Origin of the sequence: Serratia sp. ME47 (assembly GCF_903970925.1) — a bacterium.
GTDB classification, from domain to species: Bacteria; Pseudomonadota; Gammaproteobacteria; order Enterobacterales; family Enterobacteriaceae; genus Serratia; species Serratia ureilytica.
On record NZ_CAJCKE010000025.1, the window covers coordinates 20,186 to 32,060 of the forward strand.

15 protein-coding genes are annotated in these 11,875 nt (G+C 58.9%); 11 read left to right on the forward strand and 4 right to left on the reverse strand.

Annotation, left to right across the window (positions count from 1 at the left end; genetic code table 11):
* The first annotated feature begins 80 nt into the window (after nucleotides 1-80).
* From cvpA to hisP, 7 genes are all read left to right on the forward strand, one after another.
* Nucleotides 81-581: a colicin V production protein gene (gene cvpA / locus H7A77_RS20335; RefSeq protein ID WP_004936119.1), complete on the forward strand. Its 501-nt coding sequence runs from the start codon at nucleotides 81-83 to the stop codon at nucleotides 579-581.
* 21 nt (nucleotides 582-602) lie between these two features.
* Entirely contained in the window at nucleotides 603-2,120 is a 1,518-nt protein-coding gene (purF, locus tag H7A77_RS20340) for an amidophosphoribosyltransferase (protein WP_033632500.1), read from the forward strand.
* 139 nt (nucleotides 2,121-2,259) lie between these two features.
* On the forward strand, nucleotides 2,260-2,832 hold the full coding sequence (locus tag H7A77_RS20345; RefSeq protein WP_089192064.1) for a UbiX family flavin prenyltransferase: 573 nt from the start codon (nucleotides 2,260-2,262) through the stop codon (nucleotides 2,830-2,832).
* A gap of 304 nt (nucleotides 2,833-3,136) precedes the next feature.
* On the forward strand, nucleotides 3,137-3,919 hold the full coding sequence (hisJ, locus tag H7A77_RS20350) for a histidine ABC transporter substrate-binding protein HisJ (protein WP_033643876.1): 783 nt from the start codon (nucleotides 3,137-3,139) through the stop codon (nucleotides 3,917-3,919).
* 82 nt (nucleotides 3,920-4,001) lie between these two features.
* A complete protein-coding gene (locus tag H7A77_RS20355) occupies nucleotides 4,002-4,688 on the forward strand; it encodes a histidine ABC transporter permease HisQ (RefSeq protein ID WP_033635345.1) in 687 nt (228 codons plus the stop codon).
* Nucleotides 4,685-5,389, forward strand: a complete 705-nt coding sequence (locus H7A77_RS20360) for an ABC transporter permease (protein WP_033643875.1) — start codon at nucleotides 4,685-4,687, stop codon at nucleotides 5,387-5,389. The genes H7A77_RS20355 and H7A77_RS20360 overlap by 4 nt, the downstream gene beginning before the upstream one ends.
* Before the next feature lie 21 nt (nucleotides 5,390-5,410).
* Nucleotides 5,411-6,184 (forward strand): histidine ABC transporter ATP-binding protein HisP, encoded by a 774-nt coding sequence (gene hisP, locus H7A77_RS20365; RefSeq protein ID WP_004936098.1) that lies wholly within the window; start codon nucleotides 5,411-5,413, stop codon nucleotides 6,182-6,184.
* Between the two features lie 7 nt (nucleotides 6,185-6,191).
* Here the strand turns inward: hisP and H7A77_RS20370 are convergent, their stop codons facing one another.
* The 3 genes from H7A77_RS20370 to yfcG form a co-directional block, all read right to left on the reverse strand.
* On the reverse strand, nucleotides 6,192-7,106 hold the full coding sequence (locus H7A77_RS20370) for a TIGR01777 family oxidoreductase (protein WP_033651948.1): 915 nt from the start codon (nucleotides 7,104-7,106) through the stop codon (nucleotides 6,192-6,194).
* 16 nt (nucleotides 7,107-7,122) lie between these two features.
* Complete coding sequence (folX, locus tag H7A77_RS20375) at nucleotides 7,123-7,494, reverse strand: dihydroneopterin triphosphate 2'-epimerase (RefSeq protein ID WP_025303682.1); 372 nt, start codon at nucleotides 7,492-7,494, stop codon at nucleotides 7,123-7,125.
* Nucleotides 7,495-7,604: 110 nt separating this feature from the next.
* Nucleotides 7,605-8,234 carry a GSH-dependent disulfide bond oxidoreductase gene (gene yfcG / locus H7A77_RS20380; protein ID WP_016926886.1) on the reverse strand — a complete coding sequence of 210 codons (630 nt, stop codon included), beginning with the start codon at nucleotides 8,232-8,234 and terminating at the stop codon, nucleotides 7,605-7,607.
* A gap of 233 nt (nucleotides 8,235-8,467) precedes the next feature.
* Between yfcG and yfcE the strand changes: the two genes are divergently transcribed.
* Entirely contained in the window at nucleotides 8,468-9,019 is a 552-nt protein-coding gene (gene yfcE, locus H7A77_RS20385; RefSeq protein WP_033643871.1) for a phosphodiesterase, read from the forward strand.
* 100 nt (nucleotides 9,020-9,119) lie between these two features.
* Nucleotides 9,120-9,665, forward strand: a complete 546-nt coding sequence (yfcD, locus tag H7A77_RS20390) for an NUDIX hydrolase YfcD (protein ID WP_004936086.1) — start codon at nucleotides 9,120-9,122, stop codon at nucleotides 9,663-9,665.
* Nucleotides 9,666-9,718: 53 nt separating this feature from the next.
* On the opposite strand, the gene H7A77_RS20395 is transcribed toward yfcD, so the two are convergent.
* Nucleotides 9,719-10,738 (reverse strand): LacI family DNA-binding transcriptional regulator, encoded by a 1,020-nt coding sequence (locus H7A77_RS20395; protein WP_182074580.1) that lies wholly within the window; start codon nucleotides 10,736-10,738, stop codon nucleotides 9,719-9,721.
* 310 nt (nucleotides 10,739-11,048) lie between these two features.
* Here H7A77_RS20395 and H7A77_RS20400 point away from each other — a divergent pair, with 310 nt between their 5' ends.
* Both H7A77_RS20400 and H7A77_RS20405 read left to right on the forward strand, forming a co-directional pair.
* Complete coding sequence (locus H7A77_RS20400) at nucleotides 11,049-11,492, forward strand: PTS sugar transporter subunit IIA (RefSeq protein ID WP_033643869.1); 444 nt, start codon at nucleotides 11,049-11,051, stop codon at nucleotides 11,490-11,492.
* 92 nt (nucleotides 11,493-11,584) lie between these two features.
* Nucleotides 11,585-11,866: a PTS sugar transporter subunit IIB gene (locus H7A77_RS20405; RefSeq protein WP_025303676.1), complete on the forward strand. Its 282-nt coding sequence runs from the start codon at nucleotides 11,585-11,587 to the stop codon at nucleotides 11,864-11,866.
* Nucleotides 11,867-11,875 lie beyond the last annotated feature (9 nt).

Genomic DNA, 11,875 nt, shown 5'->3' on the forward strand with positions numbered 1-11,875 from the left:
TCCCCTACGCAAACGTTTTCTTTTTCTGTTAGAATTCGCCGCGAATTGGATGCAGGGGCGATTCATCATTGGAATAGTTCATGGTCTGGATTGATTACGTCATTATAGCGGTGATTGGATTTTCGGCTCTGGTGAGCCTGATCCGAGGGTTTGTTCGCGAAGCATTGTCACTTGTGACATGGGGATGTGCGTTTTTTGTTGCCAGCCATTTCTACTCTTACCTTGCGGTCTATTTCACTCGTTTTGAAGATGAACTGGTGCGAAACGGCATCGCGATCGCGATTTTGTTCATCGCGACCCTGATCGTAGGGGCTATTGTTAACTATGTGATTAGCTCACTGGTAGAGAAAACCGGGCTGTCGGGCACCGACAGGGTGCTGGGCATCTGCTTCGGCGCATTGCGCGGCGTGTTGATCGTTGCGGCGATCCTGTTCTTCCTGGATACCTTTACCGGCTTTTCACAAAGTGCCGACTGGAAACAGTCGCAGCTGATTCCCCAGTTCAGTTACGTCATCAGGTGGTTCTTTGACTACCTGCAGAGCACGTCGAGTTTCTTGCCGACCCAATTGCCGGGGCGGTAGCGCTGATGAGGAAAAGACAACATGTGCGGTATTGTCGGTATCGCCGGTTTTATGCCGGTAAACCAGTCGATTTATGATGCGCTGACGGTGCTTCAGCACCGTGGCCAGGATGCCGCAGGCATCGTCACCATTGACGCCCACAACGGGTTCCGTTTGCGCAAAGCCAACGGCCTGGTGAAGGATGTGTTTGAGGCGCGCCATATGCAACGCTTGCAGGGCAACATGGGCATTGGCCATGTGCGTTACCCGACGGCCGGCAGCTCGAGCGCCTCTGAGGCCCAGCCTTTCTACGTCAACTCGCCGTTCGGCATTACGCTGGCCCACAACGGCAACCTGACCAACGCCCATGAGCTGCGCCAAAAGCTGTTCGAAAGCGGCCGCCGCCATGTCAACACCACCTCCGACTCGGAAATCTTGCTGAACGTGCTGGCCAGCGAGCTGGATCGCTTCCCGCATTATCCGCTGGAGGCCGACAACATCTTTACCGCGGTTGCCGCCATGCATCAGCAACTGCGCGGCGCTTACGCCTGCGTGGCGATGATTATCGGCCACGGCCTGCTGGCGTTCCGCGACCCGTACGGCATTCGTCCGCTGGTGATCGGCAAACGCACGCTGGAAGATGGCCGCAGCGAGTATATGGTGGCTTCCGAGAGCGTGGCGCTGGATACCCTGGGCTTTGAATTCCTGCGCGACGTGGCGCCGGGCGAAGCGGTGTACATCACTACCAAGGGCCAGTTGTTCACCCGCCAGTGCGCAGAGAATCCGAAAACCAATCCGTGCCTGTTCGAATACGTCTATTTCGCGCGCCCGGACTCCTTTATGGACAAGATCTCGGTCTACAGCGCCCGCGTGCGCATGGGCCAGAAGCTGGGCGAGAAGATTGCCCGCGAATGGGAAGATCTGGACATCGACGTGGTGATCCCGATTCCGGAAACCTCCTGCGACATCGCGCTGGAGATCGCGCGCATTCTCGACAAACCCTACCGCCAGGGCTTTGTGAAGAACCGCTACGTCGGCCGCACCTTCATCATGCCGGGCCAGCAGGCGCGTCGTCAGTCGGTGCGCCGCAAGCTGAACGCCAACCGCGCCGAGTTCCGCGACAAGAACGTGCTGCTGGTGGATGATTCCATCGTGCGCGGCACGACCTCAGAGCAGATCGTCGAGATGGCGCGCGAAGCGGGCGCCAAGCGCGTGTACCTGGCTTCCGCGGCGCCGGAAGTGCGTTTCCCTAACGTCTACGGCATCGACATGCCGAGCGCCAACGAACTGATCGCCCACGGGCGCGAAGTGGATGAAATCCGCCAAATCATCGGCGCCGATGGGCTGATCTTCCAGGACCTCGACGACCTGATCGAAGCGGTGCGTGAAGAAAACCCGGACATCACCCAGTTCGAATGCTCGGTATTCAACGGCATCTACGTGACCAAAGACGTCGATCAAAGCTATCTGGAATACCTGGAGTCGCTGCGCAACGACGACGCCAAGGCGCTGCGGGGACAAACCGAAGCGGAAAATCTGGAACTGCATAACGAAGGCTAACCGCCTGCGTTGATCCATCAGGGGGCATCGTCGCGTCTGCGGCGGTGCGCCTTGCTCCTGTGAACTTGCTTATCCCTCGCCATTGCGGCAAAGTCTGCCTGATCTTATTTTTTACTTTTTACGGCAGAGGCCATTCTTCATGAAACGACTCATCATCGGCATTTCCGGCGCCAGCGGCGCGATCTACGGCGTGCGCCTGTTGCAGGTCTTGCGCGACGTCGCAGAGGTGGAAACCCATTTGGTGATGAGCAACGCTGCAAGGCAGACGCTGGCGCTGGAAACGCCGTACAGTCTGCGTGAAGTGCAGGCGCTGGCCGATGTGGTTCACGATGCGCGCGATATCGCCGCCGCCATCTCTTCCGGTTCCTTCAAAACCCTGGGCATGGCGATTTTGCCTTGTTCAGTCAAAACGCTGTCCGGCATCGTCAACAGCTACAGCGACGGACTGCTGACCCGCGCCGCCGACGTGGTGCTGAAAGAACGCCGCCGCCTGGTATTGTGCGTGCGTGAAACGCCGTTGCACCTTGGGCACCTGCGGCTGATGACGCAGGCGGTGGAAATGGGCGCGGTGATCATGCCCCCGGTGCCGGCGTTTTATCACCAGCCGAAAAGCGTGGAAGACATCATCGATCAGACCGTCAATCGGGTGATCGATCAGTTTGATATCGAATTGCCGGCCGATCTGTTCACCCGTTGGCAGGGTGTTGATTAACATTTTCATCCCCAAATTGGTACATTTGTGCAACACCGCACTGAATTAGGGCGGCGCATGCACCATAATGATCCCACTTCATCACGTTCACTGTTTCATGGCGCCGTCCTGTCGCGGCTGCCAGTGGCGCGGCCCCGAGCGGCCGATTTAATTTTGCGGTTATCGTCCCAGGAAACAGTATTGTGAAGGCCGGAGCCGTTCCCTCCGCCCGTAGCACCTAATGTGGCACGATTACTGCAAATTGATTTGGTGGGGAAAAGTAATGCCCGTAGTGGCATCAAAAAAATCAATTTGAGGGTAATTTATGAAAAAGCTGGTTAAGGTTCTTCCTTTAGTCTTGGCTTTGGCGGCCGCAAACAGCGCATTCGCCGCTATCCCATCGACATTGAAGATTGGCACCGATCCGACTTATGCGCCGTTTGAATCCAAAAACGCCAAAGGCGAGCTGGTCGGCTTCGATATCGATTTGGCCAAAGAGCTGTGCAAACGCATAAATACCCAATGCACCTTCGTGGAGAGCGACTTTGACGCGCTGATCCCATCCCTCAAGGCGAAAAAGATCGACGCTATCATCTCTTCGCTGTCCATCACCGAAAAACGCCAGCAGGAAATCGCCTTTACCGACAAGCTGTATGCCGCCAACGCCCGCCTGATCGCGCCGAAGGGGTCTAAGCTGTTGCCTACCGTGGATGCGTTGAAAGGCAAGAGCGTGGGCGTGCTGCAGGGCACGACCCAGGAAGCCTACGCCAACGCCATGTGGCAGCCGAAGGGCGTCACCGTAGTGCCTTATCAGAACCAGGATCTGGTCTACGCCGATCTGGCCTCCGGGCGTATCGACGCCGCCTTCCAGGATGAAGTGGCGGGCAGCGATGGCTTCCTGAAACAGCCGCCGGGCAAAGACTATGCGTTCGCCGGCGAATCGGTGAAGGATGACAAATTCTTTGGCGTCGGCACCGGCATGGGGCTGCGCAAAACCGATACCGAGCTGAAAGCGGCGCTGGACAAAGCCTTCGCCGAGATGCGCAAAGACGGCACCTACGATAAATACGCGAAAAAGTACTTCGACTTCGACGTCTACGGCGGCTAATTCGCTAACCGTTCCATGCTGTGACTGCGGGGCCGGTGCGCCGGCTCCGATGGTTCGGATCCTAGACGACAGGGTGAAGTAGATGCTGCAAGGCTATTCCCAACTGATTTTCGAGGGGGCTCTGGTGACGCTGGAGTTGGCCCTCAGTTCCGTATTGTTGGCGGTGGTGATCGGGTTGATCGGCGCCGGCGGCAAACTCTCCCACAACCCCCTTATTTCCGGCCTGTTCGGCGCTTACACCACGCTGATCCGCGGCGTGCCCGATCTGGTGCTGATGCTGCTGATTTTTTATGGCCTGCAAATCGCCTTGAACAACATCACCACGCTGCTCGGTTTCTCGCAGATCGATATCGACCCGCTCGGCGCCGGCATCATTACCCTCGGTTTTATTTACGGCGCGTACTTTACCGAAACCTTCCGCGGCGCCTACTTGGCGGTGCCGAAAGGGCAGATTGAGGCGGCGACGGCCTACGGCTTCAGCGGCGCGCAGATCTTTCGGCGCATTTTGTTCCCGGCGATGATGCGCTTCGCCTTGCCGGGCATCGGCAACAACTGGCAGGTGATCCTGAAGGCGACGGCGCTGGTGTCTATCCTTGGCCTGAACGACGTGGTGAAAGCCACGCAGTTGGCGGGGAAAGGCACCTATCAGCCGTTCTTCTTCGCCATCGTAGCCGGCGTGGTTTACCTGATTTTCACTACCGTTTCCAACGGCGTGCTGTTGTGGCTTGAACGGCGTTACTCACTGGGCGTCAAGAGGGCCGAGCTATGATCGAGATTTTGCAACAGTATTGGCAGTCGCTGCTGTGGAGCGATGGCTACCGTTTCACCGGCGTGGCGGTCACGCTGTGGCTGCTTATCGCCTCCGTGGTGATGGGCGGGCTGCTGGCGATCCCGATGGCGGTGGCGCGCGTATCTTCCCTGCGCTGGGTGCGTTTCCCGGTGTGGCTCTACACCTACGTGTTCCGCGGCACGCCGCTGTACGTGCAGTTGCTGGTGTTCTACTCCGGCATGTACAGCCTGGAAATCGTGCGCGGCAGCGAGTTTCTCAACGCGTTTTTCCGCAGCGGGCTCAACTGCACCATCCTGGCGCTGACGCTCAACACCTGCGCGTATACCACCGAGATCTTCGCCGGGGCGATCCGCTCGGTGCCGCACGGTGAAATCGAGGCCGCCAACGCCTACGGTTTCTCGCGCTTCAAGATGTATCGCTGCATCATTTTGCCTTCGGCGCTGCGCACCGCGCTGCCGGCCTACAGCAACGAAGTGATCCTGATGCTGCACTCCACCGCGCTGGCGTTTACCGCCACCGTGCCGGATCTGCTGAAGATTGCGCGCGACATCAATGCCGCGACCTATCAGCCGTTTTACGCTTTCGGCATTGCGGCGGTGTTGTACCTGATCATCTCCTACGTGTTAATCAGCCTGTTCCGCAAAGCTGAAAAACGCTGGATGGCACACGTTAGTCACTGATAAATGACGGGAAGAAAAACCATGTCTGAGAATAAATTAGCCGTCACGGAACTGCACAAACGCTATGGCGATCACGAGGTGCTGAAGGGCGTCTCGCTGGCGGCCAACGCCGGGGATGTGATCAGCATCATCGGCTCCTCCGGCTCCGGCAAAAGCACCTTTCTGCGCTGCATCAACTTCCTCGAGAAGCCGAGCGAAGGCTCGATCAGCCTGAACAACGAAGATATTCGCATGGTGCGCGACAAGGACGGCCAGCTGAAGGTATTCGACAAGAAGCAGCTGCAGCTGCTGCGTACCCGCCTGACCATGGTGTTCCAGCATTTTAACCTGTGGAGCCATATGACGGTGCTGGAGAACGTGATGGAGGCGCCGGTGCAGGTGCTGGGGCTGAGCAAGGCCGACGCGCACGAGCGCGCGGTGCGCTACCTGGATAAAGTGGGCATCGACGAGCGGGCGCGCGGCAAGTACCCGGTGCATCTGTCGGGCGGCCAGCAGCAGCGCGTCTCCATTGCCCGCGCATTGGCGATGGAGCCGGAGGTGCTGCTGTTTGACGAACCGACGTCGGCGCTGGATCCCGAGTTGGTGGGCGAGGTGCTGCGCATCATGCAGAAGCTGGCGGAGGAGGGAAAAACCATGGTGGTGGTGACGCACGAAATGGAATTTGCGCGCCACGTTTCGAACCACGTGATCTTCCTGCACAAAGGGTTGATCGAAGAGCAGGGCCCGCCGGCCGAGCTGTTCGGCAATCCCAAAAGCCCGCGCCTGCAGCAGTTCCTGTCCGGCGCGTTGAAGTAACCTCAGATCAGCGGGCTTCGGCCCGCTGATTGACAACGTCATCCAATGCCTGTTCCAGCTCCAGATAACGGAAGTGGAAACCGGCCTCTTCCAGGCGCTTCGGCACCGCCCGCTGGCCGCCGAGTACCAGCACCGCCGCTTCCCCCATCAACAGCCGCATGACGAACGCCGGCACCCGCAAAAACGCCGGGCGATCGAGCACGTTGGCCAATTGGGCGGCGAATTGCTCGTTGTGCACCGGATAGGGAGCGACCATGTTGAACGGGCCGGTCAGGGTGGCGTGATCCAGCAGATAAATAATGCCGTTGACCATGTCTTCGAGGTGGATCCACGGCAGGTATTGGCGACCGTCGCCGATCGGGCCGCCGAGCCCGAAGCGGAACGGCGGCAGCATTTTGGCCAGCGCGCCGCCCTGTGGCGCCAGCACCACACCGGTGCGCAGCAGGCAGACGCGGGTGGCGTCGCTTTGCGCCTGCAGCGCCAGCGCTTCCCAGCGTTGACACAGCTGGTGGGTGAATTCGTCGTGCGGCGGCTCCTCTTCGGTCACCACCGCCTGCCCCTGATCGCCGTAGTAGCCAACGGCGGAACCGGAAATCAGCACGCCGGGGGGCGTGCTGCCGGCCTTGATCAGCTTCGCCAAGCGTTCGGTCAGATCCCAGCGGCTGCGGCACAGCCGCTCTTTCTGCTGCGCGCTCCAGCGCTTGTCGGCGATAGGTTCGCCGGCCAGGTTGATCACCGCGTCGAATTCATCCAGCGATTGCCGGTCGTCCAGCGTTCGCCAATAGCTCGGCCGGTCGCCCAGCCGGGCTCGGGCTCGCCGTTCGTCTCGGGTCAGCACCGTAATGTGGTGAGAAAGCGCCAGCAGTCTTGCCGTCAGGCTGCTGCCTATCAATCCCGTTGCGCCGGTGATCAGGATCCGCATGGTCGACCTCCCTGAATTAGTCCCGGCGGTAGCTCATGGTCATGGAAACCGAGTCGGCGTAGCGCAGGGCCAGAAGTTTATCTATCTCCACTTCAGCATAGGTCACCCAGGCGTGTTCTTTTACGATATCGAGCACATCCTGCGTTAATTTTTCCAGCAACGCGAAACGGTTATCTTCCACATGGCGGATGATCGCTTTGGTGATGGTGCGGTAGTTGAGCGCATCGGCGATATCTTCGCTGTTGCGCGCCTTGTCCGCCGGGTAGTGGATCACCACGTTGATCAGGACGTCCTGTCGGTTGTTGATTTCCTCTTCCTTGATACCGATGAACGTGCGCAGCCGCAGATTTTTAATGCGAATAACGGCGTCGGGTTGACTGAAAGACATCAGAGATTCTCCATAGGTCTGATTATTAGCGTTCAGAATACACGGAAAGTAGGGAAATGATAACGCAGGGACAATGTGACTCCCCGGCCGACGGGGAGTCGGGGGGGCACTTAGGCTTGTTCGGCCAGTTTGTAGGCGCGCTCGGTCGCCGGGCGATTGCTGATGCGCTCGAACCAGTTGCGCACCGCCGGGTAATCCGCCAGATCGATGCGCTGGCGCGGATGCGACACGACCCACGGGTAGGTGGCGATATCGGCGATGCTGTAGTTATCGCCGCCCAGGTACGGGTGTTTTTGCAGTTCAGCTTCCAGCACGCCGTACAGCCGCTTGGTCTCCAGATGGTAACGCTCAATGGCGTAAGGCACCGGCTGCGGCGCGTAGTGGTTAAAGTGGTGATTCTGCCCGAGCATCGGCCCGAATCCGGCCACCTGCCAGAACAGCCACTGCAGGGTAGCGGCGCGTTCGCGCAGGCCCTTGCTCAGCAGCTTGCCGGTCTTCTCCGCCAGATACAGCAGGATTTCCCCGGATTCGAACAGGCTGATCGGCGCGCCGCCGTCCACCGGTTGCTGATCGACGATCGCCGGGATTTTGTTGTTGGGAGAAATGCTCAGAAAGTCCGGTTTGAACTGCTCGCCGGCGCTGATGTTTACGCGATGGATACGGTAGGGTAAGCCGACCTCTTCCAAAAACAAGGTGATCTTGTGACCATTGGGAGTAGGCGCGTAATACAGGTCAATCATGTTGCCTCCTGCGGTAAGGTGATCTGTAATTCATTACACGTTGCTGCGGTCTTCGCCGCGCACAAAGGTATATCAGAGATCCAACAATAGCAGCTAAGGATAGCAGGCTATGTGGGATTCGTCCGATGCTATCTGCGCAGTTGGATCACAATTCTCCACCGGGGCGGGCGGCGGTTTGCCGCACGGCGCCGGCGCGGTAAAATGGCGCTTATTTCCCTCTATAGGACAAGGTTATGAAGCTGATGTTCGCCTCGGATATCCACGGTTCGCTGCCGGCGACCGAACGCGTGCTGGAATTGTTCGCACAACACGGCGCCGACTGGTTGATTCTTCTGGGTGATTTGCTGAATCACGGCCCGCGCAACGCGCTGCCCGCCGGGTATCAGCCCGCTCAGGTTGCCGAACGATTGAATCGCTATAGCGACAAGATCATCGCCGTTCGCGGCAATTGCGACAGCGAGGTCGATCAGATGCTGCTGACGTTTCCCATCGAGGCGCCCTGGCAACAGGTTTTACTGCAAAAAAGACGATTGTTTTTGACCCACGGTCACCTTTATCATCCCTCGGCACTGCCGCCGTTATCCTGCGGTGACGTCTTGGCCTATGGCCATACGCATCTGCCGCAGGCGGAGCGGCAGGGTGAGATCTATTGCTTCAATCCGGGCTCGGTCAGCATCCCGAAAGGGGGCTTTCCCGCCAGCTACGGCATGTTGGAAAGCGGCACTTTGCGCGTGCTGACGCTCGACGACGGCAAGGTCGTCGCGGAGGTGGCGTTAACACGCTAAACGCACTAATTTATACACACACAATAAAAATCTTTGAAAAACACTCATTGATTAACCAGCGCGCGGGATTGCATCGCGCCAAAATAGAAGGTTTTAGAGGATGGCGGAACAGGGTCAGGCTGCAGATACCGAGTGGGTTGATATCGTCGACGAGCAAAACGAGGTGATTGCTCAATCCAGTCGTCAACAGATGCGGGCGGAGCGGCTGCGTCATCGTGCTACCTATATTGTGGTGCATGATGGGATGGGAAAAATTCTGGTGCAGCGTCGCACCGAGATCAAGGACTTCTACCCGGGCTGGCTGGACGCGACGGCGGGCGGCGTAGTGCAAAGCGGTGAAAACGTGCTGGATTCGGCGCGCCGCGAGGCGGAAGAGGAGCTGGGCATCGCCGGCGTGCCTTTCGCCGAGCACGGTCTGTTCTACTTCGAGGAAGAGCAGTGCCGGGTGTGGGGGGCGCTGTTCAGCTGCGTATCGCACGGGCCGTTCGCGCTGCAGGAAGAAGAAGTGGCCGAGGTGTGCTGGCTGACGCCGGAAGAGATCACCGCCCGCTGCGACGAGTTTACCCCGGATTCGCTGAAGGCGCTGTCGCTGTGGCTGACGCGCAACAATGAACAGGATTACGGCAAGCCGCTCGACAATCACTGAGCCGCCTGCGCATGGAAAAGCCGGTCATCGACCGGCTTTTTTTACGGGCGGATTCAGCAGCTGTCGCGGCGGCACAGCGTGGCGGGCAGGGAGCCTGGCGGCTGCCAGGGATGCTCGTTCAGCCGCGCCAGCAGCGCCTGGCCGGCCTGAATGCCGATGTCGCGATGCGGAATGGTCATGGTGGTCAGCGGCGGCTGGCACACCCGGCTGAACTCGCTGTTGCCTAAGCCCACCACCGCCAGATTATCCGGCACCTTGATGCGCCGCCGCTGGCATTCATACAGTACGCCGCCCGCCAGTTCGTCCGACGCGCACACCAGCGCGTCCAGCTCCGGCCAGGCCAGCAAGAATTCCGGCAGCTGCTGCGCGCCGGTGCTGAAGCTGGCGGGCTGCGCGGCGTTGATGACCCGATGCGGCGACATATGGTTGCGCAGCAGCGCCTTGTGCCAGCCCTGCAGGTGCTGCTGGAAAATCCACTGCTCCTGATTGGCGCACAGCAGCCCGACATTCTGGTAACCGCTGGCGATCACCGTTTGCGTCAGCTGATACATGGCCGCCACGTAATCGATGCCGATGCTCATGTCGATCGGATCGGCGCGTACGGCGCCGATCTCCACCACCGGAATGTTGGCGGCGATCAACGCGTTGCGGGCATTTTGCGAATGCTCGACGCTGAGCAGCACCGCCGCCGCCAGGTTGTAAGAGAGCAGCGTCTCCAGCAGTTTCTCCTCGCGTTCCAGGTGGTGCTGCGACTCCGCCAGCATGATGTGATAGCCGGCGGGCTGCAGCACTTTCTGCAGGCCGGCGAACATCTCGGCGCAGCCGGATTCGGACAGGCTGGGCACCACCATGGCGATGGTGTAGGACGAGGCCGAGGCCAGCGAGCTGGCGGCCAGGTTGGGCAGATAGCCCAGCTCGTTTACCGCCGCGTCTATCTTCTCGCGCAGTTTGTCCGAAACCTGTTCCGGCGTGCGCAGCGCGCGCGACACCGTCATGGTGCCGACGCCCGCCAGCTGCGCTACGTCAGCCAACGTCACCCTGCCTGTGCTGCGGCGTTTTTTACCGATCGACATGCCTAATCCCGACTGAAATGCGCGCGCGGCGCATAAAGATTGTGATGGTGGGAAGCCGACGGCGCGGCTTCGACGATCCCAGTATGCGGCACATTCTACCCCGTAACCCGGAAGAGCGAGAAAAAATTGTGGTTAACGCCGCGCCGCGGCATGGCGTTTTGATAGCGCTATCACAGTTCTGCATGATAGCGCTTTGGTAGCGCTATCTTTGTGATGCTAATCACTGTGCAGCCGAGAGGGGTTGATTAAAGTTTTACCGTCGTCGGTGAATTAATCACCGGCCGAAACCATCAACGCTTGGGAGGGTAACGTGCTGAAAGAATGGCTGACCGCCGATCATATACAGCTGTGCGAACGGGTGGAGGACTGGCGCCAGGCGGTAACGCTGAGCGCGCAACCGCTGCTGCAACGCGGCGTGATTACGCCGAATTACCTGACGGCCATCTTTCATCAGCAGGAGCAGCTTGGCCCCTACTTCGTCCTGGCGCCGGGCATCGCCATGCCGCACGCGCGGCCGGAGCAGGGCGCCAACGCGCTGGGGCTGTCGCTGTTGAAGATCCACCAGGGCGTGAATTTTCATTCTGCGGATAACGATCCGGTTCAGGTGGTGGTGATGCTTTCCGCACCCGACGGCAACAGTCATATTGAAATGATTTCGCAGTTGGCGGAATTATTTTCCGATAACACGGCGATGGAGGCGTTATTTCACGCCACAGATAAACGGCAAATTGAGGATATTATCGCCCGCTATTAACGTTTAATCACCAGGAACATTATTAATGCCCATAACGTCGGGAATATTCCCGGCGGCGCTACCCTACACGCTAAATTCAACAGGTGGATATCATGAAAATCATGGCGATTTGCGGTTCAGGTCTCGGCAGCAGCTTTATGGTGGAAATGAACATTAAAAAGGTGCTGAAAAAGATGGGGGTGGAGGCCGAGGTCGAACACTCCGATCTGTCGTCCGCCACTCCCGGCGCCGCCGACGTGTTCGTGATGGCGAAAGACATCGCCGACAGCGCCAGCGTACCGGCCGAGCAGCTGGTGGTGATCAGCAACATCATCGACATTAATGAGCTGGAAGCCAAGCTGCGCGCTTACTTCGAAGCCCACTCAATCATCTGAATAAAACGA

Excerpts from the sequence above, each read along its gene's own strand:
- hisJ (WP_033643876.1), top strand. The coding sequence starts at position 3,137 with ATGAAAAAGCTGGTTAAGGTTCTTCCTTTAGTCTTGGCTTTGGCGGCC.
- yfcD (WP_004936086.1), top strand. The coding sequence starts at position 9,120 with ATGGCGGAACAGGGTCAGGCTGCAGATACCGAGTGGGTTGATATCGTC.
- H7A77_RS20355 (WP_033635345.1), top strand. The coding sequence starts at position 4,002 with ATGCTGCAAGGCTATTCCCAACTGATTTTCGAGGGGGCTCTGGTGACG.
- H7A77_RS20360 (WP_033643875.1), top strand. The coding sequence starts at position 4,685 with ATGATCGAGATTTTGCAACAGTATTGGCAGTCGCTGCTGTGGAGCGAT.
- purF (WP_033632500.1), top strand. The coding sequence starts at position 603 with ATGTGCGGTATTGTCGGTATCGCCGGTTTTATGCCGGTAAACCAGTCG.
- yfcE (WP_033643871.1), top strand. The coding sequence starts at position 8,468 with ATGAAGCTGATGTTCGCCTCGGATATCCACGGTTCGCTGCCGGCGACC.
- cvpA (WP_004936119.1), top strand. The coding sequence starts at position 81 with ATGGTCTGGATTGATTACGTCATTATAGCGGTGATTGGATTTTCGGCT.
- H7A77_RS20370 (WP_033651948.1), bottom strand. The coding sequence starts at position 7,106 with ATGCGGATCCTGATCACCGGCGCAACGGGATTGATAGGCAGCAGCCTG.
- hisP (WP_004936098.1), top strand. The coding sequence starts at position 5,411 with ATGTCTGAGAATAAATTAGCCGTCACGGAACTGCACAAACGCTATGGC.
- folX (WP_025303682.1), bottom strand. The coding sequence starts at position 7,494 with ATGTCTTTCAGTCAACCCGACGCCGTTATTCGCATTAAAAATCTGCGG.
- H7A77_RS20345 (WP_089192064.1), top strand. The coding sequence starts at position 2,260 with ATGAAACGACTCATCATCGGCATTTCCGGCGCCAGCGGCGCGATCTAC.
- yfcG (WP_016926886.1), bottom strand. The coding sequence starts at position 8,234 with ATGATTGACCTGTATTACGCGCCTACTCCCAATGGTCACAAGATCACC.
- H7A77_RS20395 (WP_182074580.1), bottom strand. The coding sequence starts at position 10,738 with ATGTCGATCGGTAAAAAACGCCGCAGCACAGGCAGGGTGACGTTGGCT.
- H7A77_RS20405 (WP_025303676.1), top strand. The coding sequence starts at position 11,585 with ATGAAAATCATGGCGATTTGCGGTTCAGGTCTCGGCAGCAGCTTTATG.